This window comes from Massilia sp. GER05 (assembly GCF_052056005.1).
GTDB lineage: Bacteria > Pseudomonadota > Gammaproteobacteria > Burkholderiales > Burkholderiaceae_D > Telluria > Telluria orientalis.
The window spans coordinates 5,125,458-5,151,725 of sequence record NZ_CP178858.1; the positions used below are offsets into that span (position 1 = coordinate 5,125,458).

21 protein-coding genes are annotated in these 26,268 nt (G+C 71.9%); 10 read left to right on the forward strand and 11 right to left on the reverse strand.

The window, feature by feature from the left end:
- The first annotated feature begins 55 nt into the window (after positions 1-55).
- Positions 56-727 (forward strand): SOS response-associated peptidase, encoded by a 672-nt coding sequence (locus tag ACL58G_RS22695; RefSeq protein WP_413342512.1) that lies wholly within the window; start codon positions 56-58, stop codon positions 725-727.
- Positions 728-914: 187 nt separating this feature from the next.
- Positions 915-1,259: a DUF1566 domain-containing protein gene (locus ACL58G_RS22700; protein WP_413388326.1), complete on the forward strand. Its 345-nt coding sequence runs from the start codon at positions 915-917 to the stop codon at positions 1,257-1,259.
- A gap of 44 nt (positions 1,260-1,303) precedes the next feature.
- On the opposite strand, the gene ACL58G_RS22705 is transcribed toward ACL58G_RS22700, so the two are convergent.
- The gene (locus ACL58G_RS22705) at positions 1,304-2,749 is read right to left on the reverse strand and encodes a M20/M25/M40 family metallo-hydrolase (RefSeq protein ID WP_440963258.1); all 1,446 of its coding nucleotides are present in this window, start codon (positions 2,747-2,749) and stop codon (positions 1,304-1,306) included.
- 81 nt (positions 2,750-2,830) lie between these two features.
- Positions 2,831-3,973: a metallophosphoesterase gene (locus tag ACL58G_RS22710; RefSeq protein ID WP_413388324.1), complete on the reverse strand. Its 1,143-nt coding sequence runs from the start codon at positions 3,971-3,973 to the stop codon at positions 2,831-2,833.
- A gap of 206 nt (positions 3,974-4,179) precedes the next feature.
- Here ACL58G_RS22710 and ACL58G_RS22715 point away from each other — a divergent pair, with 206 nt between their 5' ends.
- Positions 4,180-4,656 (forward strand): glycine zipper domain-containing protein, encoded by a 477-nt coding sequence (locus ACL58G_RS22715; protein ID WP_413388323.1) that lies wholly within the window; start codon positions 4,180-4,182, stop codon positions 4,654-4,656.
- 42 nt (positions 4,657-4,698) lie between these two features.
- On the opposite strand, the gene ACL58G_RS22720 is transcribed toward ACL58G_RS22715, so the two are convergent.
- A complete protein-coding gene (locus ACL58G_RS22720) occupies positions 4,699-5,094 on the reverse strand; it encodes a hypothetical protein (protein WP_413388322.1) in 396 nt (131 codons plus the stop codon).
- A 110-nt stretch (positions 5,095-5,204) separates the two neighbouring features.
- On the opposite strand from ACL58G_RS22720, the gene ACL58G_RS22725 reads away from it, so the two are divergent.
- From ACL58G_RS22725 to ACL58G_RS22740, 4 genes are read left to right on the forward strand one after another with little or no spacing between them, the layout of a single operon-like run.
- A complete protein-coding gene (locus ACL58G_RS22725) occupies positions 5,205-6,140 on the forward strand; it encodes a protein kinase domain-containing protein (RefSeq protein ID WP_440963259.1) in 936 nt (311 codons plus the stop codon).
- On the forward strand, positions 6,137-8,452 hold the full coding sequence (locus ACL58G_RS22730; protein WP_440963260.1) for an FtsW/RodA/SpoVE family cell cycle protein: 2,316 nt from the start codon (positions 6,137-6,139) through the stop codon (positions 8,450-8,452). Before ACL58G_RS22725 ends, ACL58G_RS22730 begins: the two co-directional genes overlap by 4 nt.
- A complete protein-coding gene (locus ACL58G_RS22735) occupies positions 8,422-9,954 on the forward strand; it encodes a hypothetical protein (protein ID WP_440963261.1) in 1,533 nt (510 codons plus the stop codon). Before ACL58G_RS22730 ends, ACL58G_RS22735 begins: the two co-directional genes overlap by 31 nt.
- A 7-nt stretch (positions 9,955-9,961) precedes the next feature.
- A complete protein-coding gene (locus ACL58G_RS22740) occupies positions 9,962-10,372 on the forward strand; it encodes an SH3 domain-containing protein (RefSeq protein WP_440963262.1) in 411 nt (136 codons plus the stop codon).
- Here the strand turns inward: ACL58G_RS22740 and ACL58G_RS22745 are convergent.
- On the reverse strand, positions 10,346-10,816 hold the full coding sequence (locus ACL58G_RS22745; RefSeq protein WP_440963263.1) for a GNAT family N-acetyltransferase: 471 nt from the start codon (positions 10,814-10,816) through the stop codon (positions 10,346-10,348). The two genes, ACL58G_RS22740 and ACL58G_RS22745, sit on opposite strands and share 27 nt — an antisense overlap.
- 109 nt (positions 10,817-10,925) lie before the next feature.
- Here ACL58G_RS22745 and ACL58G_RS22750 point away from each other — a divergent pair, with 109 nt between their 5' ends.
- The 3 genes from ACL58G_RS22750 (at position 10,926) to ACL58G_RS22760 (ending at position 14,787) form a co-directional block, all read left to right on the forward strand.
- Positions 10,926-12,179: an MFS transporter gene (locus ACL58G_RS22750; RefSeq protein ID WP_440963264.1), complete on the forward strand. Its 1,254-nt coding sequence runs from the start codon at positions 10,926-10,928 to the stop codon at positions 12,177-12,179.
- Positions 12,180-12,219: 40 nt separating this feature from the next.
- Positions 12,220-13,179 carry a PP2C family protein-serine/threonine phosphatase gene (locus ACL58G_RS22755; RefSeq protein WP_413388315.1) on the forward strand — a complete coding sequence of 320 codons (960 nt, stop codon included), beginning with the start codon at positions 12,220-12,222 and terminating at the stop codon, positions 13,177-13,179.
- Between the two features lie 114 nt (positions 13,180-13,293).
- Positions 13,294-14,787, forward strand: coding sequence for an FHA domain-containing protein (locus ACL58G_RS22760; RefSeq protein ID WP_440963265.1), 1,494 nt, complete (start codon positions 13,294-13,296; stop codon positions 14,785-14,787).
- Between the two features lie 185 nt (positions 14,788-14,972).
- On the opposite strand, the gene ACL58G_RS22765 is transcribed toward ACL58G_RS22760, so the two are convergent.
- The 7 genes from ACL58G_RS22765 to ACL58G_RS22795 all read right to left on the reverse strand — a co-directional run bounded on the left by ACL58G_RS22765 (position 14,973) and on the right by ACL58G_RS22795 (position 26,109).
- On the reverse strand, positions 14,973-17,168 hold the full coding sequence (locus tag ACL58G_RS22765) for a bifunctional serine/threonine-protein kinase/formylglycine-generating enzyme family protein (RefSeq protein WP_440963266.1): 2,196 nt from the start codon (positions 17,166-17,168) through the stop codon (positions 14,973-14,975).
- Positions 17,165-19,132: a hypothetical protein gene (locus ACL58G_RS22770; RefSeq protein ID WP_440963267.1), complete on the reverse strand. Its 1,968-nt coding sequence runs from the start codon at positions 19,130-19,132 to the stop codon at positions 17,165-17,167. Before ACL58G_RS22770 ends, ACL58G_RS22765 begins: the two co-directional genes overlap by 4 nt.
- Positions 19,133-19,167: 35 nt before the next feature.
- Complete coding sequence (locus tag ACL58G_RS22775; protein ID WP_440963268.1) at positions 19,168-20,160, reverse strand: hypothetical protein; 993 nt, start codon at positions 20,158-20,160, stop codon at positions 19,168-19,170.
- Positions 20,157-21,191, reverse strand: coding sequence for a hypothetical protein (locus tag ACL58G_RS22780; protein ID WP_440963269.1), 1,035 nt, complete (start codon positions 21,189-21,191; stop codon positions 20,157-20,159). Before ACL58G_RS22780 ends, ACL58G_RS22775 begins: the two co-directional genes overlap by 4 nt.
- On the reverse strand, positions 21,188-21,751 hold the full coding sequence (locus tag ACL58G_RS22785; RefSeq protein WP_440963270.1) for a hypothetical protein: 564 nt from the start codon (positions 21,749-21,751) through the stop codon (positions 21,188-21,190). Before ACL58G_RS22785 ends, ACL58G_RS22780 begins: the two co-directional genes overlap by 4 nt.
- On the reverse strand, positions 21,744-22,976 hold the full coding sequence (locus ACL58G_RS22790; protein WP_440963271.1) for a hypothetical protein: 1,233 nt from the start codon (positions 22,974-22,976) through the stop codon (positions 21,744-21,746). The genes ACL58G_RS22785 and ACL58G_RS22790 overlap by 8 nt, the downstream gene beginning before the upstream one ends.
- 97 nt (positions 22,977-23,073) lie before the next feature.
- The gene (locus ACL58G_RS22795) at positions 23,074-26,109 is read right to left on the reverse strand and encodes a penicillin-binding transpeptidase domain-containing protein (RefSeq protein WP_440963272.1); all 3,036 of its coding nucleotides are present in this window, start codon (positions 26,107-26,109) and stop codon (positions 23,074-23,076) included.
- Positions 26,110-26,268 lie beyond the last annotated feature (159 nt).

Sequence of the window (26,268 nt, forward strand, 5' to 3'; positions counted from 1 at the left end):
GCACGGCGCGCCCTAACGGACGACTGCCGTTTCCCATCTGCGCTACCATCGTCCCATGTGTGGACGATTTGACCAAAGCCAGACCGCGCGCCATTACGCCAACCTGATCGGCTGGACCGACGCCGTGTTCGACAGCGAGTCGAGACCGACGACGAACGCGGCGCCCGGCACCTACCGCCCCGTCATGCACGTGCAGGACGGCGAGCAGCGCGTGGACGACGTGTTCTGGAGTTACCGCGCGAAATGGGCTGAAGGCAAGGTGCCCATCGTCATCAACGCCCGGCTGGAAAAGCTGGCCAACCGCTACTGGTCGCGGCTCGTCAAGAACGGGCGCGGCATCGTGCCCGCCGAGGGCTGGTACGAGTGGACGGGAGAAAAAGGCCACAAGCAGCCGTGGCACATCCACCGCAAGGACCACGCCCCGCTGTTCATGCTGGCCGTCGCCAACTTCGGCCCGTTCGAGGAGAACCGCGCCGAGGCCGGTTTCGTCATCGTCACGGACGACGCGTCCGGCGGCATGCTGGACATCCACGACCGCCGCCCCGTCGTGCTGGAGGCGGAAGACGCGAAACTCTGGCTCGATCCGGGCCTGTCGCCCCAGCAGGCCATCGAACTGGCGCGCCATGCGGCGGTGCCGGCGGATGCCTTCGAATGGTACAAGGTCAGCACGGCCGTCAACCGGGCCGGCGCCGACGGGCCGGATATCACCCGTCCGCTCGACGACTGACGTATCCCGAAGTCAACAATTGCAGCAAGTCACCTTCACAACGATAGTTGAGAACCATTATTGCAAACGCCGTTATGAGCTAGGTCGTATCGAATGTCGCAACCAAGCGCGGCGATCGATGGTCATACGAGACCGCAAGACATGACGAAAGGGTTGCGCAATGGGTGACTACCTGAGGATCCAAGAAATGTTGAAGGAAGGCGAAGCCTATGCCGGCCTGATACTCGGCAAGAACGGCGAGTCCGACTACCACCTGGTGCTGTTGCCGGACGAAGCGTCCGACGTCAGCTGGCCTGCCGCGCGCGAATGGGCTGGCGCGCAGCACGGCGAGCTGCCGACACGGCGCGAACTCGCCCTGCTGTTCGCCAACCTGCGGGAAGGTTTCGACCGCGTCTGGTACTGGTCGAACGAGTCCCACGACACACGGCCGCAACTGGTCTGGGGGCAGAATTTTGCCAGCGGCATCCAGACCGTGTATGGCCGTCCGTTCCGCGGGCATGCCCGCGCGATCCGGCGCATCGACGCCGGATGACGGCCACGGCAGGCGGCGCGCCGCCTGCCGCAGCGCTGCTGCTCTTACTTCGTCGTGTTCGCCTCGGTGAAGACGTTGGAGCGGCCAATGGGCTGATCCATGTTGGCCAGGAACCAGGCCGTCGTCGCCATGACGGCGGCGTGGCGGCGCAGGTTTTCCGGATCCACCTTATCGAAGGTATCGGCGGGGGTATGGTGATAATTGAAGTAATCGGACGAATCGATCCACGGTTCGAAGGTCGGCACGCCCGAATCTTCCAGGTCGTGCAGGTCGCCGGCACCGACGACGTCGTCGCGCCGGAATGCGCCCGCGCCCATCGGATACAGGGCCGCCTGCAGCGGCGCGAGCAGCTTCGCGCCGGCCACGCCGATGCCCGCGTGCAGGCCGAACGGACGGCCCGAGCCGCCGTCGTCCTCGTACGCGGCGAAATGCTTCTCGGCGAGCTTCTTGTTGACGGCGTCGTACGTGTGCCCGCCGCGGCCGCCGTTCTCCTCGTTCATCCAGGCGACGACGCGGATCGTGCGGCGCGGGCGGTAATCCAGCTTGCGCAGCGTGTTGATCACTTCCATCGCGCTGACGACGCCGGACGCGTCGTCGTTGGCGCCGGTGGCGAGGTCCCACGAATCCAGGTGGCCCGACACGATCACGATCTCGTCGGCCTTGTCCGTGCCCGGCCAGTCGGCGATCACGTTGTAGCTGTCGGCGTCCGGCAGGATCTGCGGCGTCAGGGTCAGGTGCATCGTGACGGGGCCGCGCTTCGACAGGCGCGAAATCAGCAGCGAGTCTTCGATCGTGACGGCGGCCGCCGGGATGCGCGCATCGTCCTTGAGGAGCGTGGCGCCCGTGTGCGGGATGCGGTACGCCGCACCGCCGACGGCGCGTACGAGGGCCGCCGCGGCACCCATCTCGGCCGCCATGCGCGGGCCGGCCCCGCGGAACGCGACGGCCTGGCCATACGCGGTGCCTGCCAGGCCGCGGTCCGCCATGTTCTGGTCGAACGGCACGTCGAACAGGACGATGCGGCCCTTCACTTCGGCCGCGCGCGCCTTCAGTTCTTCGAACGTGCGCACGACGATCACCTGGGCCGTGATGCCGGCGGCCGGGGTCGCGCCCGATCCGCCCAGCGCGGTCAGCACGATCTTTTGCGTGACGCCGGCCGGACGGCCCTGGTAGTCCACGAGCGCCCCCTTCTCTTCGCCGCGCACCCAGTGCGGCACCTTGACCGGTTGCAGCGTGACCTTGGCGCCCAGCTTGCGCAACTCGTCGGCGACCTGCGTCACGGCGGCGGCGGCGCCGGGCGAACCCGACAGGCGCGGGCCGACGAGGTCCGTCAGGTCTTCCAGCCGCTGGTAGGCGTAATCGCTTTGCAAGGCCGTATCGCGCACCTTGGCGAGCGCGGCCGGGTCATTACCGGGAGTGGCGGCGTTCGCGGTAGTGCCCATCAGGCAGGCGGCGAGCAGGCTCAAGGCGGGGAGACGGAGGCGATTCATGCTTGCAATCCTTTGGTCGGGGGAAAAACCAAAACGATAACGCATCCGCTTGTTTTTGGGGAAATATATTGGCGTACTCAGTCACACGCGGCCGGGCACCAGGCGCACGAGGGTGATCTCGGACGGCGCGCCAAAGCGTTTCGGCGGCCCCCAGTACCCGGTGCCGCGGCTCGTGTACACCCACAGGGAGCGCACGCGGTTCAGGCCGGCGACGAATGGTTGCTGCAGCGGCACGAACAAATTCCACGGGAAGAACTGGCCGCCGTGGGTATGGCCGGACAATTGCAGGTCGAAGCCGGCGTCGGCCGCGGCCGGCGCCGTACGCGGCTGGTGGGCCAGCAGGATGCGCACGGCGACGTCGTCCGGCGCGCCCGCGGCGGCGAGGTGCGGGTCGCTCTTGTGGGCGGGGTTGAAATGCTGCGCCGTGTAATCCGTGACGCCGGCAATCATGAGCTTGGCTCCGCCGCGGCACCGGATCACGTGCTCGTTCAGCAGCACGCGCAGGCCCAGGCGGCGCACTTCCGCGATCCATTGCTCGGCGCCGGAATAATATTCATGGTTGCCGGTGACGAAGAACGTACCGTCCGGCGCAGACAGGCGCGCCAGCGGTTCCGTGTGCAGGGCCAGGCGCTGCACGCTGCCGTCGACGAGGTCGCCCGTGATGGCGATGGCATCCGGCCTGAGCGCGTTGACCTTCGTGACGATGGCGTTCAGGTAAGGCCGGCGGATGGTCGGGCCCACGTGGATGTCGGAAATCTGCGCGATCGAATACCCGTGCAGGTCTTCCGGCAGGCCGTCGATCGGCACCTCGACCTTGACGACGCGCGCCACGCGGCGGGCGTTGACGAACCCGATGCAGGTGATGGCCAGTGCAAGCAGCGGGACCGCGACGGCGCTGTCGTGGGTGAAGCCGCGCCCGCCCGCGCCGCCGAGCGCGAGCGCCAGCAGCAAGACGTCGCGCAGCAGGGTCAGCACGAACAGCGAGGAAAACAGACCCATCGCGAGCAGTCCGGCCCAGGTGAGCGGTTCGGTCCAGCGCGTGCGGCGCAGGCTCGGCGCGACGAGGCCGATGCGCACGAGCGCGGCCGACACGGCGAGCAGCACGGCCCCCGCCAGCATGCCGAAGACACCGGCGTCCAGCGCAGGCAACAGCCGCAGGCCGATATAGGCGTGCAACAGCAGGAGGATGGCAAGAATGGAAACGAAAGAACGCCGGCGCGCCATGGTAGGTTCGTACAGTCGATGACGCTTCCAAGATGGGGCGGCGAACGCCGACTGCAAGGCCTGCCTGTAACCGATGTTACCGCGGCGGAAGCAGATGTAATAATCTGTATTAACGCGTGGCAGCATACACGGATGTATCTATGATGATTGCATGCCTGGCGTAGTTGCGATCATCCCGATCCCCGTTGAGGCGCAAGGAACTAACCATGTTGAAGAAAAAATGCATTGGTGCCATGCTCCTGGCCGCGGCTGCCGTGTCCACCTCGGCAATGGCTGGCGATCGGGGGGTGAACACGGTCGTGGGCGCACTGGCTGGCGCCGCCATCGGCGGCAGCGTGGGTGGTCGCGACGGCGCGCTCGTCGGGGGTGCCATCGGCGCCGCGGTCGGCAATTCGGTCCGCACCAACGACGACTATTACTATCGCAACCGCGGCTACGCCTACTCGGGCGGCTATTCCGGTGGCTATTACCAGTCGGCACCGGCCTACGTCGAGTCGCGTCCGGTGTATGTGGAATCGCCCCGCTATTACTACAACTCGCGCCCGGACGTCGTCGTCGTCGAACGGGGCCGCGGCTACGACCACGACCGCGGCGGTCATCGCGGCTGGGACCGCGACCGCGGCGGCTACGACCGCGACCGCGGCGGCTGGGACCGCGGCCATGACCGTGGCTGGCACCGCTGATCGCAGCACCGGATCCGGGAACCGCGCCTCGTGCGCGGTTTTTTATTGCGCGTTCGCGCGCAGCCCGGGCGGCGCGGACGCCACGGCACGCGCGTCGGCTTTCAGCGCGGCCCACGTCCAGATGCCGCCCGCGAGGTCGACAAGGCCGAACAGCACGATCATCGGGCTGACCAAGCCGAGCAGTGCAAAGACGACGAACGCGGCGCACACGAGCGCACGCGTGTAGACCGACGCTTCCAGGAACGGCCGGTGCCTGGCGCCGATCCACGCGTAAATGCCGATATTGAATGCGAGTACACCCGCAACGCGGATCCACACCTCGGACGTGGAAGTGATGCCGAAGATCCCAAGCAGCACGTTCGGCGCGACGACGAGCACGGTACTGACGACGAAGACGTAGCCGGCGAATACCCGGGCACTGAACGTGGCTTTGGACATGGCTTCCTCGACTAGTTGCGATCACGGCAATCTTGTCGACTTTAACACGTTTTCTCCCTCCCCCCGCTATTCCCCGCCGAGGCGGCACCGGCCGCCGTTCGGGAGGCTACATGGTCGAGGCAGGCGACATCATCACGTTGACGGCGGGCGCCTGGCGCCTGCAGGCGCCGCTGGGTGGTTCCAGCTACGGCCAGGTGTGGCGCGCGGCGTCGGTGCTGGACGGCACGCCGGCCGCGGTGAAACTCGTCAACCGCGCGCAGATGGAGCTCGCACTGCCGCCCCAGCGGACCGTCTGGCGCGCGTGCTTCGAGGCGGAGATCGCCTTCCTGCGCGGCCTGCAGCCATGGGACCAGCGACACATCGTGCGCCTGCTCGACAGCGGCGAACACGACGGCCAGCCCGCGCTCGCGCTCGAATTGCTGGACGGCGACCTCGCCGCCCACGTGGCGGCGTTGCGCAGCCGCGGCGACGGCCCTCGCATACACCAGGCACTCGCGTGGACGGCGCAAGTGAATACCGCGCTGGCGAAAGTCCACCAATACGGCTGGCGCTACCTGGACCTGAAGCCGGCCAACCTGCTCGTCGATGCGCGCACCGGCACGCTCAAGCTGGCGGACTTCGGCACCAATCGCCCCCTGCGGGACAGCGCCGCGCATTCGTATGCGGGCACCGCGGCGTGGCAGGCGCCGGAACAATTCTTTCCCGATGACGCCGGCCGCTACCGGACCGACGCGCGCAGCGACTATTTTGCACTGGGCGCCCTGCTCTACTGGCTCGTCGCCGGCATCCCGCTGCGCTTTTGCGCAGCCTGCGCGGACGCCTACCGGGCCCAGGGCACGGCGGGCGCCGCGGCACTGCGCGCACCCGCGATCCTCGCGCCGGACGAGGCCGCGCTGTTCGCCGGCCACGGTGGCGACGCGCCCGTGGCGCTGCTGCGCGCGCTGCTGGCACCGCGTCCGGAAGCGCGGCCCCGCCATGCGCTGGACATCAGCCGCCTGATCGCCCGCGCCGCGGCCGGCGCGAACCCGCTGCGGAGCGCCGCATGAGCCGCACCCGCCTCGCCGCCGGCACGCTGGTCGCCGCCCTGTGCGCGCTGCAGATGCTCGCGCTGCTGCGCGCGCCAGCCGCGTGGCTGCCCGCGCAGGTCGCACTGACGGTGGCGCCGGGCGCGACGCTCGACGTCGACCACGCCGCCCTCGGCGCCCCCGCGACGGATACGGGCCGCCTGCGGCTGGGGCGCGACCAGGATGGCACGTGGTGGGCGGCGGACGACGGCACGGGCGCCCCGCTGCGCGTCCAGGACGGCAGTCGCCAGCGCCGCAGCGGCAGCGTGGTCCTGGGGGCCGGCCAGCAATTCCAGTTGGGCGTGCTGCGCATGCGCGTCGACGCGGCCGGCGCGGACGCCGTCGACCTGGCGGCAGGCGGCACCCGCTGGCGCTACGACGGTGCCCTGCTCCGCCGCGACGGCAAGCCGCAACCGGCCTGCCCCGACACGCGCTTCGCGGATGCGTGGAACCGGATCGCCCCGCACGCGCTGGCGTTCGGCCGCCCGCTCGTCTTCGGCGGCAACCTCGACTGCGGCAACCGCATCGCGATCGCGGGCCTGCCCCTGCACGCCGGCGGCATCGCGCGCAACGACGACGGTTTCCTGCTGGGCGCCGCACCCGCCGTGCCACTGCTGCTGGAAGACGAGCGCGGCGCGGCATTACTGGCCGGCCGTCCGCTGCGGCTGGCGGCCGGGCAGACGCTCGTCGCGGGCCGCACCCGCCTGCTGCTCGCCCCGGGCGGCGACGTGCTGCGGCTGCATCCCGGCGGCCACGTCGCGCTGTATGCCGACACACGGAAGCGCCTGCCGGCCGGCGTCGCGTGGACGTGGACGCGGCGCGGCCCATGGGACCTGCCGCCACCCGCCGCGCTGCCGCTGCTGGCCGTCCTCGGGCTGGCCCTGACCGGCGCGCTGACGGCGCTCGTCCTGAACCCGGCCAGCCGTTTGCGCGCGGGCGCGGCGATCGGCCTCGCGCTGCTGCTGGCCGGCAGCGGCGCCGTCCTGTTCTGGCTGCAGCGCACCGGCACGCCGGCGGGCGCGGGCATCGGCCTGCTCGCGGCATGGGCCGCGCTCGCGTTCGCGCTGCTGGCCCCGCGAAGGCTCGAACCCGTCCTCGCCGCCGCGCTGCCGCTGCTGGCCGTGGGCTTGCTCGCCCAGCTGGACCTGGGACTCGGCGCACCGGACACCGCCTGGCTGCGCCATTTCCACAAGACGGCGGCGCTGTTCGCGCTGGGCGCCGGCGCCGCGACATTGGCAAGCGTCGTGCGTCCGGCGCGGCCGCTGCCGCAGGCGCGCATCGAGCTGGCGCTGTTGCTGCTGACCGGCGCCGCGCTGCTCGCGCTGCTGCTGCAGGTGGCGTACGGCGACGAGACGGGCGTGTTCGACCTGCAGCCGGTGGAATTCGCCAAGCTGGCGCTGGCCGCGCTGTCCGCCCACTGCCTGGCGCTCGCCTGCGCGGACGGTCCCGCACCGGGCGGCGCGTGGCGTCGTGCCGTTCGGGTCGGCGCGCCCGCGCTGCTGTTCATGCTGCTGCTGGGCGTCGCGCTCGTGCAGGTCGACGATTACTCTCCGCTCGTGCTGCTCGCGCTGTGGGGCGGCACGATGATGCTGGCACAGGCGCTGGCCACGCGCCGCCGCGGCACCGCGCTGGCGCTGGCGTGCGTCGCGCTGGCCGCCGTCGCGACGGTGGCCCTGCTGCGCGGCGCGGGCGCGGACGGCATCGCCCGCTGGGATTTTTATGCGGACCGCTTCCTCGTCTGGCTCGACCCGGGCACGCATCCGCACACGGGACAGCAGTTGCTGCTGGGCGCCCGCGCCATCGCGCACGGCGGCTGGGTGGGCGCCGACGGCGCGTTCGGCGTCACGGCGCTGGGCCGCGATCCGGGCTTTGCACTGCGCATCCCGGCCGTGCAGGACGATTTCGCCGCGTCGTTCTACCTCGCGCGCCACGGGCTCGCGGCCGCCGTCGGCCTGTGGCTGCTGCAGGCGCTGTTCCTCGCCGCGCTGCTGCGCCTTGCCATGCGCTGCTGGCTGGCCGGGGCGAACGCGCGCGACTTCCGCGTGGCGTGGCTCGCGCGCCTGCGCTGCTTCTTCCTGGCCGGCGGCGCCGCGTTCGCGTTCGGCCACTTCCTGCTCTCGTGGGGCACGAACCTCGCGATCTTCCCGGTGATGGGCCAGCCGATGAGCTTCCTGTCGGCGGGCGGCTCGCACCTGCTGTTTTTCATCTGCCCCCTGCTAGGTGCCGCTGCCGCCAGCAGCCAAACTTTAGAGGAGAACGAATCATGCCGGTCTACGTCCAACATGAAGCCCTAGGCAAGATCAACGACGTCTTCGACGCCCACGCCATCTGGCAGGCGCCCGGGCTCGCGCTGTTCGCGCGCCGTCCGCTGCTGCGCGACCTGCTGGAACGCTCGCCGCGCGAACAGCGCGGACGCGCGGCGACGCGCTGCTTTTCCCACATCACGCTGATGCTGCCGCAGGAAGAGGTCGACGACGACCGCCACCTCACGCGCGGCGCCCGCGTGCGCGACCTCGCCGAGTCGCTGTCCGCGCTGCACCGCAAGGATTTCGGCGACCTGCTGCAGGGCGACGACGTCCGTTACCACGTCGTCGGCGCCGACCGCCTGGAGCCGGGCGAGGTCGAAGTGAAATTCGGCCATGCGGTGTACCTGCCCGCGCCGAGCGAGGCCGTGCAGTACACCGTCAGCGTGTCGCGCGACAGCGCCGTGTGGAAGACCGTCTGCCCCATCTACCCGAACCAGAGACTGACCCTGATCGGCCACGACGCGCACGAGGCCACGTACGCCGCGCCGGGCTGGCCGTTCGGCGCGGAAGGCGCCGTCCTCCTCATCAACGACGGACCGGACTCGCCGCTCGAAGTGCAGGTGCGCCCGAAGGACGCCTTCGAGTGCGGCTACGACGCGGCCGCAGGCTACTGGACGATCAAGTCGCGCCGCGGCGCCGTCGACGCCACCGGCGCGGCGCTGCGCCTGCTGCTGCGCGTGACGCCAACCGCGGCGAGCCGCGCGCCGGCGCCGGTCAAACCCGCCTCCGCCCGCCCCGCCGTCTGGAAACCGCGCGCCGCACCCGATCCCGAGCTGACCGCGCTGCCGGTGGCACGCACCCCGGCACCGCCAACGGTCGACGCAACGTACGCGCCCGTGTCGCGCCAGCGCGTCACGCTGGCCGCGCTGGCGCTGCCGCGGCTGTCGCGCTATCGCGAAACGGGCGCGCAGGCGCTCGAGATCAACCTGAACCGCGCGTTCATTCCGGCGGCGCAACCGTCGGATACGGTCATCGGCTTCGCCGTCGACGACCAGGACCAGCTGCAGGCGATCACCCAGGCCGGCCGCGAACGGATCGCCGCGCCGGCCGCGTTCAGCCCCGTCGACGGCACGCGCGTGGAACTGGCCGCCTGCGCGCCGGCGCTGGCCGACCGCTACTGCGCCCTGCTCGTGCTGCCGCAGCCGCCGGCGCTGCCGGTGGCGCCGGGCGCGCGCTTCACGTTCGGCCGGAGCGCGCCCATGCTCGCGGCGCTGCGCGTGCTGGATTCGCCGGCCTTCCTCAAGAATGCCGCCGGCACGCCGCCGTCGAGCGCCGACCGCCTGGGCCTGTCGCGCGACGCGTTCAGCTTCGAAGCGGGGCCGGACGGCTGGCGGATCGCGCGCCTGTCGCCTACGCAGGCCTTGTACCACCTCGATGACAAGCTGGCATTCGTCGCCGCGATCGACGCCGCGACACCGGAACAGCCGTACCGCCTGCCGGCCGGGCACCACCTCGTCGCGGGCCATTACGTGCTGCGTTTCGATGCGTGAGGCGGCCATGGCTTCGTGGCTCGTGTGGGCCGGCGCGCTGGCGGCGACGCTCGTGCTGGCCGCGTGGTGCACGCCGCGCGCATGGTGGCGCCGGCCCAACCTGCGGGCGCTGGCCGTCGTTGCCGGCGGCACGCTCGGCGTCGGCCTGCTGTTCTCCGCGCTGCTGCCGGCCGCGCCGGTACCCGTGGCCGTGGCAGCCGGCCCGGCCGCCGGCGCGCGCTACCTTGTCGTCGACGACCTGAACCTGCGCGAGGACCGCGGCGTGCGCGCCCCCCGCATGCGCGTGCTCCGGCCCGGTACGGTCGTCAGCGCGACGGGGGCGACCGACGGCGACTGGTGGCGCGTGCGCGTGGAAGGCAGCGGCGTGGAAGGCTGGGCGAGCAGCCTGTGGCTACGCCGCACCGACGAGCGGCATTGACAGGCGCATCGGGTTGTAGCGCACCTTGTCGACCTGCATGGGCGCCGTGCGTACGAAGCCGAGCGAGGCGTAGAACGGCACGGCGAAATTCGACGAGTTCACGGTGAAGAAACCGGGATGCCCGGGCACGAGCGCCGCCGCGCGTCCCGCGTCCCACAGTGCCCGCGCGATGCCGCGCCGCTGGTACGCGGCGTCGACGAACAGGTGGAAGACGTGCGTGCCGCCGCGCACGCCGATGAAGCCGGCCAGTACGCCGTCGACGACGGCCACGTGGTAGACGAAGCCGGCATCGAGATTGCGGCGCAGGCCCGCGGCGTCGTGCTGGGCGAGGAAGCCGGCGGCGTCTTCCGGCGCGGATTCGTGCAGGAAGAACGTCTCGGCGGCGCGGCGCAGGACGGCGGCGGCCGCCGGGATGTCGGCGGGTTCCAGTAAGCGTATTTGCATGGGTCACAAGATAACACAGCCGTCTTGTCGAAACGTCACGTTGGGAAAACCACGCAGGCCGCCCCACCGCCGCGTTGACCCGGCCGGGCCGCACACTTAGACTGGCCCGATGACGACATCCAGCTTCACCCCGGCGCAGGCGGGTACGCAGTCCCGGCGCAAGGTCCCGCTCACGCAACCGCTGCGCCACGCGCGCTACCGGCACCTGTGGTGCGCCAACCTGGTCTCCAATCTCGGCACGTGGATCCAGACGTTCGCGTCGGCCTGGCTGATCGCGTCCAGCTCGCACTCCGCGTCCACGACGACGCTCGTGCAGACATGCACGTACATCCCGATCTTCCTGTTCGCGCTGTTCGCGGGCGTCGTCGCGGATGCCGTGCACCGCCCGCAATTCCTGTTCTTCTGCAACCTGTTCATGGCGGGCTGCGCGTGCACGCTGGCCGCGCTCGTCGCCTCCGGCCATGCGCCGCACGCGGTCGTGCTGATGGTGCTGTTCTGCCTCGGCTGCGGCTCCGCGTTCATGTGGCCCGCGTGGCAGGCGGCGATGTCCGGACTCGTCGAGCCCGACGAAGTGGAAGCCGCCGCGACTCTCAACAACCTGTCGTACAACACGGCCGCGATCATCGGGCCGGCGCTGGGCGGGGTCCTGTTCAAATGGATCGGCCCCGGCCCGCTGTTCCTCCTCAACGCGATCTCGTTCGTCGGGCTGCTCGCCATCTACCGCGCCTGGTGGCGCGCCGACCGCTCGCACGTGAAACCCTGCGCGGGCTATCGCGCACGCCTGCGCGAAGGCGTGCAGACGGCGTTCGGCTGCCCGCGCTACCGCCGCATCCTGCGCAACGTGGCCACCGTGTTCTTCGCCACCATCGCCTTCGCGGGCCTGCTGCCCGTGTTCGTGCGCGACGTCCTCCGCATGGACGCCAGCGTGTTCGGCACCCTGATGGGCAGCCTGGGCGCCGGCGCCGTGCTGGCCGCATTCTGCCTGCCGGCGATCCGCGCGCGGGTCGACAAGACCAGGATCCTGGCCGCCGCGCTGGCCGTGTACGGCGCGATGCTCGCGGTCATGCCCTTCCTGCATACGCTGGCGCTGCTCATCCCGCTGATCGTGGTCGGCGGCATGGCCTGGTCGGCCGTCGTGTCCACGTTGAACGCAGCGGCCCAGCTGTCGTTCCCGGCGGAGGTGCGGGCGCGCACCCTGGCGATCTATCTCGTCGTGATGGCGGGCGGCTACACGCTGGGCAGCCTGTTCTGGGGCCGCGTGGCGGACGCCTGCGGCGTGCGGTACGCGATGGCGGCGGCCGGCGCGTGCGTGCTCGTCAACGCGGCCGTGTTGCTGACAGGTAGACGGCAAAACCCCATCTAATCGAAGCTTGGTCGTTTGGCATTTGCGGTTAGAGTAAAGGATGCCAATTTCTCCCTTCACTGCCGGGCTGCGCTTCGGCCCCCTGGACGTTGCGGCGTGCTCGCGCCTGGGCGCCGGGCCGCGCCTGCGCGCGGAAAACCAGGACAACCTGCTGCTGATCGACGTGGAAGGCCACGCCGCCTGGCTGCAGGACCAGGCCGTGCAGCGCCGGAGACTCCCCGGCTGGCGTCCCGGCCACGCGCGCCTCGCCGTGCTGGACGGCATGGGCGGCCATGGCCACGGCCGCGAAGCCGCGGAAGCCGTCGTGGCCGGCCTTCTCGCCCTGCCTCCGTGTGCAACCGGCGCCGGGCTGGCGCGCCGCCTGGACGCGCTGCACGCCGACCTGCAGCGCCATTTCGCCGACGCGCCCGGCCCCCGCCCCGGCACCACGCTCACCCTGCTGGAACTGCGCGCGGACGACACGCCGCTGCTGTACCACGTGGGCGATTCGCGCCTGTACGAAATCACGCCTTCGCGCGCGGCGCCGCTGACGGTCGACCACGTCCCCGCCACCGCCTATGCGATGGCGGGCCTGCTGGGCGAAGCCGACTGGTGGCGCCAGGTGCATGGCGAACACAGGCCGCAGATCGCCCAGGCCTTCCTGCTCGGGAACGCGTTCGCCGACCCGACGCGGCTGAACGACCCGCTGTACGAATTGTCGCCGCTGAACCTGCCGTCGTGGCTGTCCGGGCTGGCCGACCGCCGTCCGCTCGAGCTGCGTCCCGGTGCCTCCTACCTGCTGGCGACGGACGGCCTGTGGTCGTGCTCGGACCCGGTCGGCTGGGCCGGACAATGGCCGCAGCTGCTGGCCGGGACCGCGGACGCGGCGACGATGCTGCACGCGCTGATGGAAGCCTACGATGCCCATCCGGCCGCATTCTTTTATCCGGACAACGTCAGCGCCATCCTCGTGCGCGTCCCTGGCGCGGCGCGCGACGAGACCGCATTGCCCGGGGCATGACTGTGGTAAATAGTGCATCTTGGAAAAAAGTCTTGCTCAACCATGAAATCCGCGCGCCGCGCTACGCTACAATCGCGTAAGCTGGGTCCCCATGCTCCGAACCGATAATCGCCCATGAAGCGTTGCAGCAGTCCCGATCACCCGCATTGCACCGTCTGGGTCGCCCCGGGCGAGGCGCAGTGCGCGCACGGCCACCGCCAGCCTTCCGGCGCGGTCGATGTGCTCGGCTCCAGCTTCGAGATGCTGAAACGCGTACGCGCCGAAGGACCGGCGCGGATGCCGGCGGCGATCCATGCGCCGCCACCCCGGCCGCACCTGCACGTGAGCGGCTTCGACCCGCGCGCGGCCGGCGGCCGCCAGGCCATCAAGCTGGAGCTGCGGGGCATGCCGGACGACGCGCCGGCGCAACTGACCCTGCTGCTCGAATCGAAGCTGCTGCCGATGGGCGCCGGCCAGCTGCAGTTTGCGCGCACCCTGCGCGGCGACTGGCGGCCCGTGTTCGTGGAATTCTCGTCGCGCGGACGGGAACACGGCCAGTACCGCGTCGACCTGGAAATCCATGCGCGCCACCCGGCGCGCACGTGGGTCGCGACGCTCGTGCTGCTCGTGCCGCGGCCGGACGCATCGCTGGGCGAGATCCACCAGACCTATCTGTCCACGCATAAGAACGTGCGCATCAGCGCCGACGATGCCGCCATCGCCCGCGTACAGGGCCTGGCCGGCGGCGGCGCGATGGACATCGACATCCATGCCCGCAACGCCTCCATCGCCCAGCTGAACCTCGACGGGAGTGGCGGCGGCAAGGTGGCCGTCGGCCTGCCGACCATCGCGTGGGACGAAGACCTGATCGAGATCGACTTGCCCGCCGAGCGCGCGGCGCATCCATGTCCGGCAAGCACCGGCTGCCTCGTGTACGCGGAACCGGACGCCGGCGCCCAGCGCCACGTGCGGCTGTTCGCGCTGGACGAATGCGTGCTGGGCCGCTGCGACACCGTCGGCGCCGAGGCCGACCTGCTGCTGGAACACCATGGCGCGCAAGGGCCCGAACGGGATGGCCTCACGCGCCGGCTGTCCGCGCGCCACGCCGTCATCCGCCCCGCGCGCGGCGGGTTCGAGATCGAGGACGTGTCGCGCTACGGCCTGTTACTGGACGGCACCTGGCCGGGCAAGCACGCGCCCGTCCCCCTGCGCCTCGGGATGCGCATCGAATTGACGGCCAGCATACGCGGCGTGGTGACGTTCGTCGTGACGGCGCTGCACGCGCATGCGCTGACCCTGCACCGCGTGGATGCCGGCGGTGCGTCCGAGTGCTTCGTGCTGCTGGCGCCCGGCGTCGTGCCCGAGCCGGCGGCGCTGGGGTCCGGCGCCCTGCCGCGCGCGGCGGGCATGCCGGTCCTGTTCCACCGCGACGGCGGCTTCTGGCACCTCGACCCGGCCAGCGGCCAGGAAACGCCGATCGGCCCGGCCACGGTGCTGGACCGCCTCGCCCGGTTCACGGGCCGCGTGCGGTTCGCGGCCAGCCCACGTCCGGAAGACCACGCCGAACACACAGGCGACCGCCGGCGCACTTACGCACGCCTGGTCGACGCCTACGCCGGCCGCGCGTAGATCAGCCCGGCCGCAGGATCAGGAAAATCAACGCCGCGCCGGTCAGCAGCACGGCTTCCAGCGACAGCACGATGAACGGGATCTGGATATCCTTGGGAATTCGCATGATCGCCTCCTTTGCAGAGTGCGATTCATTATGCGCTCAAGGGTGAGACACCGCGAATTTCCGCTGCGTATCGTGTTGACTACATCAGGTCGCGCACGATACGAAAACCCACGATGTCGTTCGACAGGGCGGCCGAAAAGCCGTTGCGCAGCGCCGCGCGCAGGTAGCGCGGGTTGTACAGCCAGGAGCCGCCGCGCAGGATGCGGCGGGCCTGGTCGCCGCCCTCTTCCCACGCGCTGCCGTCGAGCGGGGCGCCGTCGTAATTGTCGTGGACCACGTCCTGCACCCATTCCCACACGTTGCCATGCATGTCGAACAGGCCCCAGGGATTGGCGGGGAACATGCCGACCGGCGTCGTGCCGCGCCGGTACTCGCCGCGCGGACCGCCGTTGTACGTGAAATTGCCGTCGTAATTCGCCTGGTCCGTCGTGATCCTGTCGCCGAACGAGAACGCCGTCTTCGTCCCGGCGCGGCACGCGTATTCCCATTCCGCCTCGCTCGGCAGCCGGTATGATTTACCGGTCGCTTCGGACAGCCAGCGCACGTAGCGGATCGCGTCGAACCAGTTCACGCCGACTACAGGATGGCGGTCCGTCTGCGCGAAGCCCGGCGCGTCCCAATCGGTTTCCCCGCTCGGCCGCCAGCCGGTGCTGGCCACGAACACGCGCCACTCGCCGACCGTCACCGGATAGCGGCCCATGGCGATCGGCTTCTCGATGCCGACCCAGTGCTGCGGCAGTTCGCGCGCCAGCCAGCCCGGTTGCGAGCCGGCTTCCATCGCGACCTTCCGTTCGTGCTCGGGAGAGCCCATCTGGAAGCGGCCCGTCGGCAGCAGCACGAGTTCCGGCCCCCTGGCGTCGCCGCCGAGGAAGCGGTCGCGCAGCACGCCTTCGGTGTCGGCGACGGGGCTGGCCGGCGTGGGCATCAGCTGCGTCAGCACGGCCTGGGCACGCGCCGCCTCCTCGAGCCGGGCGCGCTTCTGGTCCGCGATGTATGCCGCGGCCGCCTTGGCCTGCACGAGCTTGCGCTGCGCCTCCTCGCGCTCCAGTCGCGCCTTTTCCGCTTCCGCCGCGCGCCGTTCCAGCAGCTGCTGGCGCAGCGCTTCCTTGCGCGCCGCACGCGCCGCTTCCGCCGCCTGTTTCGCGGCCCGTTCCTGTGCGCGGCGCTGGCGGTCGAGCTGCGCTTTTGCCGCGGCTTCCGCCTGGGCCTGCGCCAGCTTGCGCGCCGCCAGTTCGCGCGCGGCGCGCTCCCTGTCGATGGCGTCCGCCGCGGCCCGCGCCGCCCCGTCGACGACCGGCGCCGCCTGCAACCGGGCGAGCAGATCCGTCACGCTGGGCGGACGCCGGGCCGGGTCCCGCGCGAAGCCGGCGCGCAGCACGGCCCACTGCGCATCGCTCAATGCCGCCGGCCGGGCCGGATCGGCGCCGGTGGGCAACGCGCCGGCCAGCATCCGGTACAGCATGACGGCGACGGCATACACGTCCAGCCCACGGTCCGGCTCACCGCCGGTGCCGGTGGCCTCGGGCGCGCGATAGCCGGCCGTGCCGGAGCTGGCCGGGGCTTCCAGCGCGAGGCCGTCCGCGCGGGCGCGCGCCGCGATGCCGAAGTCGAGCAGCTTGACGTCGCCGCCGCGGGCGATAAACACGTTGGCGGGCTTGATGTCGCGGTGGACGAGGTGGTGCCGCTCCCACGCGTAATCCAGCGCGGCGGCGACGGGCGCCAGCACCTCCAGCGCGCGCGCCGGGTCGAGCCGGCCCACGCGCGCCAGCAGCGTGTCGAGGTCCTCGCCGTCCAGGCACTCCATGATGATGAAATAGCTGCCCGTGGCCGGATCCTGGGCCCAGTCGTACACGCGCACGATGTGCTGGTGCGCGAGCTGGCGCGCGCGTGCCGCTTCCTCGATCAGCAGCTTCGCGTGCAGCGAGTTTTCCGTGAGCCGGGGCGGCAGGATCTTCAGCGCGACCTGGGCGCTGTGGCCCAGTTCCGCGTGCGTGGCGAGGTCCGTCGCCTGCCATACCTCGCCCATGCCGCCCTGCGCGATCAGGCGCTCCAGCCGGTAGCGGCGGTTCACCGGCCCCACTTCCTGCGTGGCCATCAGGCCGATCTCGGTGCCGGCGCGCACGGGTGCGGCCGGCGGCGGATCGGCGGAAGAATCGGCCGGATAGGCAGCGTCGAGGATCGCGTTCTTGCGGCTGTCGAATTCCTGGCGGCTCAACAGGCCGTCCTCGTGCAGCGCGCGCAGTTCGCGCAGCTTGTCGATCGCCGTCTGCATCATCCCCGCGCCGGCAGCGGCGCGCCGCACGTACCGCAGAACCGGTCGCCGGCCTGGGCGCCCGCGTGGCGGCAGGCCGTACCCGCGATCAGCGCGCCGCCCAGTTGCGCCTGCGTGGCGAGCGCCGTCTTGTTGACGTCGTTCTGCAGCGCGAGCAGTTCCAGCTGGTGGCGCCGTTCGCGTTCCAGTTCGTCGTTGCGCCGCGCGCGCTCGCGTTCGACCTGTTCATCGGCGAGGCGCGACGACGTCAGCGCCGCCAGCTGCTCCGCGCTCATGCCGGCCTGCGTGCGCGCCTTCAGCACGTCGGCGAGCAACGCGGCATTGGTTTCGCCGGCCAGCACCAATTTCGTCGTGTCGTCCACGGCGCCGAGCTTCTCCATGCGGCGCAGCTCGTGCGTGCGCTCGGCCGCGAGCAGCTCGGCCTGCAGCACCGCGCGGGCTTCCTCGCCATCGATCGCCACCCGCTGCAGAGCGGCATCCGCTTCGATCGTGCGCAGCAGCTTTTCGTGCTGGGCCAACGCGTCGGCCTGCGTCCCGTCGCGGCGCAACGCTTCCACGCGCTGGCGCACGGCTTCCACCTCGATGGACTCCGCGCGCTCCGCCGCCCGCAGCCGCGCCGCATGGTCTTGCGCGTCGATCTCGCGCGCGCGCCGTGCCGCATCTTCCTCGGCCGCGTGCAGGCGCGCCAGTTCCGCGCGCTGGCGCGCCGCGTCCTCGATGCCGCGCGCCTGCTCGATCTTGTTGCGGATCTGCTGTTGCAGCAACTGGTGCGAGAAGCGCTGCGCGGCGACCGTGCGGGCCTGCGCCGCGTCCTGGCGCGCGAGCGCGACCTCTTCGCGCATGCGCACGGCGGCCAGCTCGCGCAAATGCGCCCATTCCGTTTCCTGGTCCGCGCGCGCGCCGCGTTTCTGCGCCAGCTCGTGTTCCAGCTCCGCGACGAGATCCTGCGCGCCCCGTTCGATCGCGTGCTTGCGCGAGCGGGACTCGACGATCCGGCCATACAGCTCGATCTCGCGGGCGCGGATCGCCTGCGCGCGCTCGGCGTTCCGCAGGCTCATCTCCGCGCGTTCGATGCCGGCGCCCTGGCGCAGTTCCGCGCGCCGGTGCGCCAGGCGCGCCTGGCTTTCCTCGCGCGCGATGCGGCGCCACTCGTCGTCGGTATACAGCTCGTCGAGCTGGCGCGCATGCTCGACCTTCACCCGCTGCTCGTCGACGGCCAGCCACAGGCTGCCGATGCGGGCGCGGTTGGCGTCGAAGCGGTCGTGGCGCAGCGCCAGCGTCTCCACGCGGACGATGGCCAGCCCGTAATCGGCGAGCAGGGTGGCGAGGCCGCCCTGCAGGTGCTGGTCGAGTTCCGGGCGCAGTTCGCGCTGCCCCGCCATCTCGCGCAGCGAACGGGCGGCGACGAATTCGCCCGCCAGCTGGCGCACCGGCTGCTGCAGCAGTTCGCGCAGGTGGTCGGCCTTCACGGTGCCGGGCATCGTCATGAAGTGGCGCGCGAACGCGGACACGCTCTCGATCCGGACTGACAGCGCCAGCCGCGCGGACACCTCCAGATGTTCGGCGCTGACCAGGCCATCCAGTTCGAACTCGACCGGCAGCGCGCCGCTCCTCGTGACGAGGATCTCCGCATGCTGGTCGCGCAGCAGGTGGTTCAGGCGCGTAAAGAAGCCTTCGATCTCGTATTCGCCCTGCGGCACTTCGGTGGCCTGATCGCCCTGCAGGATGTAGGCACGGGCCGTGGCGGGCACGCGCAGGGTCTTGACGAAGACGCCGGACAGCGCGCGCACGCCGAAGAACACGGCCAGTTCGTCCGGGCCGGGCACCCAGCGGTTCTCCACCAGCACGGGTTCGTTGCGCGGCGTGCCGAGCATCAGGCCGCAGGCGGTGCAATAGCCGTCCGCCGCGCCCGTCCCTTGCGAACAGCGCGGGCACTTTGCCCCACCCAATCCAAACATCCGCAACATCGTCGACTCCTTCCGGCTCACCCTGCAAGCCTACATCAAATGATTCCGATCCGCTCCACGCACGCCACGCTCGCGCCGCGCGCGCGGACGTCGTCCGCGAAGCCCGCCGGCAGCGCATCGCGCCACGCATGCGGCAGCACGATGCGGTCGCCCGGCCCCGCTTCGCGCAGCAGCAGCGCGCATTTCGGCGCGATCCCGTCGACCGTGTCCACGCGGCCCGCATGCCACGCGTCCGAGCAGCCCGTCGCCAGCAGCCGCGCACGCGGGACGAATTCGCGGCCGCGCGCGATGCGGTCGGCCAGCACGAGGGCCAGCTCGTAGGAACGGCCGGCGAATGCGGCGTCGCTGAAGCGCACCGTCGTGCGCCAGCGTCCGAGACCGCGGCCATCGAAGTGGCGCGCACCGGCCAGCACCTGGCGCACCGCCAGCTGCCGTGCCGCGTCCGCGCCCGCCACGGCGATCGTCTGTTCCTCGTCGAGGCGTTCGCCCTCCAGCGGGTGCACGCTCACCTCGACCCAGCCGAGGCCGTCGCCGTCTCCTCCGCTGTGCAGCGGGAACCACGCGCGGGCGCCGGACACGCGCGCGCCGGGATCCGGATGGCCGTCCAGCTGGCCCAGGTGCGACAGGCCGTCCGGCCCGCCCAGCAGCGCGTCCGGCGACGCGTCCGCGACGTCGTGGCCGTCCACGCGGCCCAGCTGCCACGCATCGGACCAGCCGTTGGCGACCACCTCCCGTCCATGCCACACGCCGCGCACGATACGGTCGGCCAGCACGAAGGCCAGTTCGCAGTCGCGCCCCACGGGCGCGCGGTCGACGCCGAGCACGACCTGGTCGCGGCTGTCGATCTTCGCTTCCGTGTGGCGCGCGAGGCGGACCACCTGCTGCAGGCGTTCGGCCAATGCCGCGTCGCCCGGCACGGTGCACTTGACGTCCGCGCGGCCCGCGCGCTCGCGCCGCGTGGCGGTCACGGTGAGCAGCGTTCCGTCGGGCTGGCGGGTGCGGCACACGGCCTGTTGGGGTACGTTCATGCCGCCTCCGCGACGTGTTTCGCCGCGCGCCGGCCGGCGCAATCGGCTTCGAGGTTGGCGACGATGCGCTCGGCTTCGTCGTACAGCGCGGCCAGGCGCCCCCCTTGCGCGCCTTCGAGGCGCGCCAGCAGCGCCCACGCCTCGTCCAGCGCGACGGTCGCGCGGCGGCTGTGGCGCATGCGGCGCAGCTGCTCGTCCAGCGCGAGCGGCTGTCCCGGCGCGGCCAGCACGAGTGCGGGCATCGTCGTGATCTCGACGGACAGCCGGTCCAGCCGCTGCAGCAAGGCCTGCTGCTGGCGGAACTGTTCCTGCCCATTCGGCAGCGCGCCGAAGCGCAGGCCGCACATCAGGCAAGGCAGCTCCAGGAACAGCCGGCGCATGGCCTTCGCGTCGGCCAGGTCCGGCACGACCTTCTCCGCCACGGCCGCGGGCGCCGCGGCCGCTGTGCTGCCGACTGCGCGCGCGGCGAGTTGCGCCGCGTAGTCGACGCCTTCCAGTTCGACGGGCACGCAATCGTCCACGGTCAAGCCGAAGCGCAGGTACAGCAAGCGGTTCAGGCCCTGGCGGAACGCGTTCCACTCGTCGATGTCCGCGCACGGCGGCAGGTCGAGCGCGCCCTGCTCCAGCGCGCTGCGCACCGCACTTTCCACTTTCATGCGCAGCGCGGCCAGGTCGACGCGGCCATCCGCTTCGGCGGCCAGGTACAGGTCGAAGCGCTTGCCCGCGGCGGCCGGGTCCTGCGGGTCGATGGCGAAGGTCGTGCGCAGGCCGATCTCGGGCGCCTGCGCGTACGGGACCACGGTTATCGTGTACGGCCCCGGGTGGAACGCCCACGCGAGTTCGCCGGGACGCAGCTCGACCTTTTTCCCGGCCGGCGTCGTGGCGCGGCGCGGGCGGCCGTCCGCGTCGACGATGACGACGGGGCAGCCCGGCGGCGCTGCGCAGCCGGGCGACAGCGGCAGCGCGACGGCCGTGCGTCCGAGGGTGCAGGCATCGTGGACGGGCGCCGCGCGCTTGAAGAATGGGATCATGGTGTGTCCGCCTCCAGCGGTTCGACGGTGAAACGGGCGCCGTGCGCCTGCAAATGGTCCGAGGGTGCGGCGGCAAACGGCCAGGCGGCCTCGCATTCGCCGTCCGCATCGAGCTGGCCGGCGAGCACCACGGCGCCGGCGCCGTCCACGACGCGCAGCGGCGCGCGCGCCACGAGCAGCGCTTCAGCGAACGGCGCCTGCGGCGCCAGTTGCAGGACGGTGCGCCACCCGGCGCCGGCGGACATGAAATGCAGGGTCCACCAGCCGTCGTCCGTCACGACCGCTTCCGGTGTGCCGGTGCTCGCGGCCCGCAGCGCGCCGCGGCTGCCCCGCCACGCGGTCGATGCGGCCGCGCGCCGCGCCAGCGCGAGATGGCGCAGCCGGCGCGCGGTCAGCGGCGATGCCTGCAGCGCGGCCCGCTCGCCCGACGTCAGCGGCCGGCTGCCGTCCAGCGCCGCGGCCAGCGTGGCGTCGTCCAGCATCAGGCGGTCGCCGTCCTTGCGGCGGGCCAGCAGCAGGGCTTCCTGCAGCCGGCGTGAGCTCGTGTCGTTGCTATGCATCGCGTCCTCGCTTCGTGTCAAAGGCGGCATTCATCCGGGCGATCGCCGCGTCGCGCCGCTTGCGCAACGTCGGCAGCGACACCTCGGCCAGCGCCGCCAGCTGCTGCATCGTCGGCAGCGCGCCGGTGGCCGGGTCGCGCCACGCGTCCGGGTAGGACGCGTCGTCGGGGCCCAGCAGCTTCGCGTACACGGCCAGTCCCACCGGCAGGCCCTCCGCCGCCAGCAGACCGTCCGGCACCGCTTGCGCCACATAGCCGGGGGGCAGTGAAACGCTCAGCGCGAGCGTCTCGAGGCGCGGGTCGGCTTCCTCCGGCACCGGATCGGGTTCCGGTGCCGCGGCGTCGAGCGCATCCTGCTGCGCTTCCAGGATCCGGTCGGGGCCGGGCGTCGCCGCGCTTTCCGATTCCTGCAGCACGCGCCAGTAATCCTCCACCCAGACCGCCGCATCGTCCAGGTCCTGCAGCCAGTCCTCGTCGCGGTTGGCCGACAGCTGTTCGTAATCGCCGATCTCGCGCAGCATGGCGGCGATGCGGTCCGGGCTCGTCTTCAGGCTCGCGCAGCGCTTGGAGCGCGTGTGCAGCGGGCCGGGACCGCCGCCGAAGTGCTCCATCGATGCGCTCCAGCGCAGGATCCACTCCGCGCGGCAGTCGTGGATCGTGCGCAGCTGGCGCACTTCGATGGGGTCGGCGCCGTCCGCGATCTCGCGGCCGAGGATCGCGCCGACCTGCGCCCGGTGCGCGCGCCAGTTGGCGAACAGGCGGGCCACGTCGTGGTAGGCGGTGTCCAGCATCCGGTAGGCGTACATACGATTCGGGCTGCACGGACGGCCGCAGGCGGCCTGGTAGTTGTCGGCATCGACGCGGTCGCGCAGCACGGCGTACATGTCGTTCACCTTCTTGCGCAGGAGTGCGTCGCCGGAGGGACCGTCCGCCAGCGCGGCGCACAGGGCGTCCCAGTCGGCCGGACGGGCGCGCAGCTCGACGACGAGCGTCACCGCCAGCTCGTGGACTGTGTCGCCGTAGCCGTTGCCGGCCGCCCGGGCGCGGGCGCTGTGGCGCTGGGCCGTCAGCTGGTCCATCATGCGCTCCACATAATGTTCCAACCGGGCCTCCAGGTCCGGATGTGCGGCATCGAGACCGCGCAGCGCGGCGAGCGAGCACTGTCCCAGCAACTTGCGCACTTCTTCCCAGCCCGGTTCCTGGTACCGGGTTCCCGGCAAACGCATAAATCCTCTTCGATGTTCGGCCACGAATAGCAGGACCGTAATAGATCATGCCACAGAACCACATCTCGTAGGCGCGCAGATGAGTGGGAAATACCCCCTATTTCGCTCCCTTGGGTTGCATACGATCGGCCAGCGCCCCCAGGACGGCGGCAGCGACGGGCGCCGCATGCTCGCCGCCCGTCGCTTCCGAGCGGCTGGCGAAGACGGCGACGGCGAGCCGGTGCTCCTGCCCCGCCACGCTGTGCGGCTCCAGCCAGCCCGTGAACCAGACCGTCGCCAGCGATCCGTCGCCCACCGGCGCCGTCCCCGTCTTGCCGGACAGGCCGCGCCGGATGCCGGCCAGCGCGGGCGCCCGGAAGGCGCCGGCCGCCGTGCCCACGTCGACGACGCCCTTCATGCCCGCGCGCACACGGTCGAGGCGCACGCCCAGGGCCGGCCCGTTCGACGGCGCGGCCGGTTTGCCGTCGAGTTCCGCCAGCAGGTGCGGCACGATAGGCCGCCCCTGCCCGACGGCACCGGCGACGAGCGCCATCTGCAGCGGCGTCGCCTGCATGCGCAGGCCGATCGCCATCTGGCGCAGTTCGTGACGCGTGTGGACGGGGTCGATGGCGGCCGGCGTCGCCTGCAGCGCGTCCCACGCCGACCAGGCGAAATCCGCCGGCAGCAGGCCGCCGTCGAGCCGCAGCGCCTGGCCGAAGCCGAGCCGGCGCGCCATGGCGACGATCGGCCGGACCGGGTCCAGCGCGCCCGGTTCCAGCGGCTGCAGGTCGGGCACGCCGCCGTCGGGCCGGCCGAGCAGGCTCCGGTCGGACAGTTCTCCCGTCCACGCGAACCACGTGTTCAGGCTGTAGGTCAGCGCCTGCGCGAGGCCCAGCCGGCCATCCCTGGCGCGCCGGTCCAGGCCCTGGTCGCGGAAGTTCGTGATGCGCGCGCGGCCGTCGACCGGATACGTCGGCGCCTCCGTGCGGAAGGCGAAGCCCCGTTCGTGCGCGGCGGCGTTGATGGCGGCGAGCGGCAGGCCGTCCAGCAGGGCATCCAGCTGGAGATCGGACTGCGCGGCCAGTTCCAGCCCGAGGGCGCTGACGATCTTGAACGTCGATCCCGGCGCCCGCTCGGCGCCGCCGTCGTGCTGCAGCGCGGGCAGGCGCAGCGGGCTCGCGGCCGGGTCGACGCGGTCGAAGTCGCGCGCCTCGCGCCAGTTGTCCGGCGTCACGGCCGGCATGCCCGCCCCGGCCGCGGCGAGGATCGCGCCCGTCTCCGTGTCGAGCAGGACGACGCCCGCCTGCCGGCCCGCCGGGACGGCCCCCGCCCCCGTGCAGCCGCGGCCATCCCAGTGCCCGCGCCGCATCGCGATGCAGTCGAGCGCCGCCTGCGCGGCCGCCTGCAGGCGCAGGTCCAGGGTCATCCGCGCCGTGTGACGGCCGCCCGGCACGCGGCCGAGCAAGGTGGCGACGCTGCCCGCCTGGCCCGCGCGCACGCCCAGCATCGTCGCGAGGCCAGCCGCGCGGGCCGCCTCCGTCGGCGCACCGTCGCGCCACAGCGTGACGCCGTTGCGGTCGGCCAGCACCACATCCGCCAGCGGCGCCGACGGACGCGACGTGGCCGGGCCCAGCGCCTGCCAGGCGAGGCGGCCGTCGCGCACGGCGAGGTGGCGGTAGCGCGCATCGCCCGGCGTGGCCAGGGCGCCCTGCGCCAGCGGTTCCGCGTCGATCACGATCTCGCCGGCGTCGGGCAGCAGGTCGATTATCTGCACCGCGTCCGGCGCCGTGCACGCGCGGCCGTCGCAGCCGGGCAGCGGATCGGTGCGCAACCGGGCGCCGGTGACGTGGCGCAGGCGGCCTGCCAGCATCAGCCGGAGACTCGCCGTCCCGTCGGGTACGGTCAGGCGCAGACGGGCCACGCCGCCGTCCGCCGGCCACGCGCCGATCCGCTGCCACGGCGCCCAGCCCTGCGGCAGCCGGGCGAACAGGCGGGCGCTGGCCGGGGGCATGTCGTCGGCCAGCGGCACGGGGACCGTGGCCGTTCCCTGCACGACTTCCGCGCGCCACCCGGCGGTCGCGCCGGCCGGCAGGCGCCACGCGAGCAGCCGCCGCTCGGCATTGAACACGCGGACCTGTTCGCGCACGAAATCGCCGTCGGCGCGGCGATACAACCGCTCCAGCAGCCGCAGCGCGTCGCCGTCGAGGTTCACGCCATCCCACGGCGTCTTGCCGGCCGCGCGCCAAGCGGCAAGGTCCGGCGGGGCCAGTTCGGCGAGGCCGTTCGCCCCCAGGCGCACGAGGCCGCGGGCCTGCAGCTGGGCGAACAGCTGCTCGTCTTCCAGCGTGGCCGCGGGCGACGCCGGCACGCGGTAGTCGCCCGGCGCCAGCAGCGCCTCGACCGGTTCGCCGTGCGCCGGCACGGCGACGACCAGCGCGCGTGGCGTCGGTGCGGGACGGTACAGCTGCACGAGGAGTTCGCCGGCCGCCGGGCAGGCGCTGCTCGGCCGGTGGCGCAGCCGCAACGCGCCGTCGCGCCACGTCAGCCAGCCCTCGCCGCCTGGTGCGACCCGTGCCGCTGCGCCGACCCACTGCGCCTGCCCGTCCCAGCGCACGTCCAGCGGCGCCCCGGCGCGGCCGTCGACGCGCACGCTCGGCATCGGGCCATCCGCCAGCAGCACGTTGCGCGGGGAAGCCAGGCCTGCCGCGTCGGCGAACGTCCAGCCGATCCGCAGCGGCAGCAGCCGGCCGGGACGCGTGCGGTCGGCGAGCTGGTCGCACAGGTCGACACGCTGCACCGGCGCGGGGCGCATGCCGGACAGGATCAGCAGCGCCGCGCCGCCGTGCGTGCGCACCGTCACGCCGGGACCGTCGGGCACCGTGAACGCGACGCCGGGCAGCACCGCCGTCAGGCGGGAAGCGCCGTCGCCGGGCGGCGTCGCGCCGGCAGCGGCCAGCCAGCGCGCGTGCACGACGATGAGCGCGGCGCCCGCGACGGCCAGCAGCACGCAGCCTGCCGTCAGCCAGCGCAGCGGCGCGGGCCCGCGTGCGCGCGGCTCGGCGGCCACGTGCGTGCGCGTGCCGGCGCGCAGGTTGCGCGCGCGCCGCAAGCGCGTCCGGTTGGCCGCGACGGCCTCGACGAGCGTTCCGATCATCGCTGGGTTCTCCCTCGTTGTGTTCGCGTGCGCCTAGCCGGGGGACGATGAAAGCCGGTCCCGCTTATCTGCGCTTCGTCCTGCGTTTCGTGCGGTTCGTCGCACGCGGGTGGAGACCGGGAGCCCTTGTGGCTACAGTACACACATCGAGAAACGCTT

Coding starts and splice junctions, on each gene's coding strand:
- ACL58G_RS22695 (WP_413342512.1), top strand. CDS start 56: ATGTGTGGACGATTTGACCAAAGCCAGACCGCGCGCCATTACGCCAAC.
- ACL58G_RS22700 (WP_413388326.1), top strand. CDS start 915: ATGTTGAAGGAAGGCGAAGCCTATGCCGGCCTGATACTCGGCAAGAAC.
- ACL58G_RS22705 (WP_440963258.1), bottom strand. CDS start 2,749: ATGAATCGCCTCCGTCTCCCCGCCTTGAGCCTGCTCGCCGCCTGCCTG.
- ACL58G_RS22710 (WP_413388324.1), bottom strand. CDS start 3,973: ATGGCGCGCCGGCGTTCTTTCGTTTCCATTCTTGCCATCCTCCTGCTG.
- ACL58G_RS22715 (WP_413388323.1), top strand. CDS start 4,180: ATGTTGAAGAAAAAATGCATTGGTGCCATGCTCCTGGCCGCGGCTGCC.
- ACL58G_RS22720 (WP_413388322.1), bottom strand. CDS start 5,094: ATGTCCAAAGCCACGTTCAGTGCCCGGGTATTCGCCGGCTACGTCTTC.
- ACL58G_RS22725 (WP_440963259.1), top strand. CDS start 5,205: ATGGTCGAGGCAGGCGACATCATCACGTTGACGGCGGGCGCCTGGCGC.
- ACL58G_RS22730 (WP_440963260.1), top strand. CDS start 6,137: ATGAGCCGCACCCGCCTCGCCGCCGGCACGCTGGTCGCCGCCCTGTGC.
- ACL58G_RS22735 (WP_440963261.1), top strand. CDS start 8,422: ATGCCGGTCTACGTCCAACATGAAGCCCTAGGCAAGATCAACGACGTC.
- ACL58G_RS22740 (WP_440963262.1), top strand. CDS start 9,962: ATGGCTTCGTGGCTCGTGTGGGCCGGCGCGCTGGCGGCGACGCTCGTG.
- ACL58G_RS22745 (WP_440963263.1), bottom strand. CDS start 10,816: ATGCAAATACGCTTACTGGAACCCGCCGACATCCCGGCGGCCGCCGCC.
- ACL58G_RS22750 (WP_440963264.1), top strand. CDS start 10,926: ATGACGACATCCAGCTTCACCCCGGCGCAGGCGGGTACGCAGTCCCGG.
- ACL58G_RS22755 (WP_413388315.1), top strand. CDS start 12,220: ATGCCAATTTCTCCCTTCACTGCCGGGCTGCGCTTCGGCCCCCTGGAC.
- ACL58G_RS22760 (WP_440963265.1), top strand. CDS start 13,294: ATGAAGCGTTGCAGCAGTCCCGATCACCCGCATTGCACCGTCTGGGTC.
- ACL58G_RS22765 (WP_440963266.1), bottom strand. CDS start 17,168: ATGATGCAGACGGCGATCGACAAGCTGCGCGAACTGCGCGCGCTGCAC.
- ACL58G_RS22770 (WP_440963267.1), bottom strand. CDS start 19,132: ATGTTGCGGATGTTTGGATTGGGTGGGGCAAAGTGCCCGCGCTGTTCG.
- ACL58G_RS22775 (WP_440963268.1), bottom strand. CDS start 20,160: ATGAACGTACCCCAACAGGCCGTGTGCCGCACCCGCCAGCCCGACGGA.
- ACL58G_RS22780 (WP_440963269.1), bottom strand. CDS start 21,191: ATGATCCCATTCTTCAAGCGCGCGGCGCCCGTCCACGATGCCTGCACC.
- ACL58G_RS22785 (WP_440963270.1), bottom strand. CDS start 21,751: ATGCATAGCAACGACACGAGCTCACGCCGGCTGCAGGAAGCCCTGCTG.
- ACL58G_RS22790 (WP_440963271.1), bottom strand. CDS start 22,976: ATGCGTTTGCCGGGAACCCGGTACCAGGAACCGGGCTGGGAAGAAGTG.
- ACL58G_RS22795 (WP_440963272.1), bottom strand. CDS start 26,109: ATGATCGGAACGCTCGTCGAGGCCGTCGCGGCCAACCGGACGCGCTTG.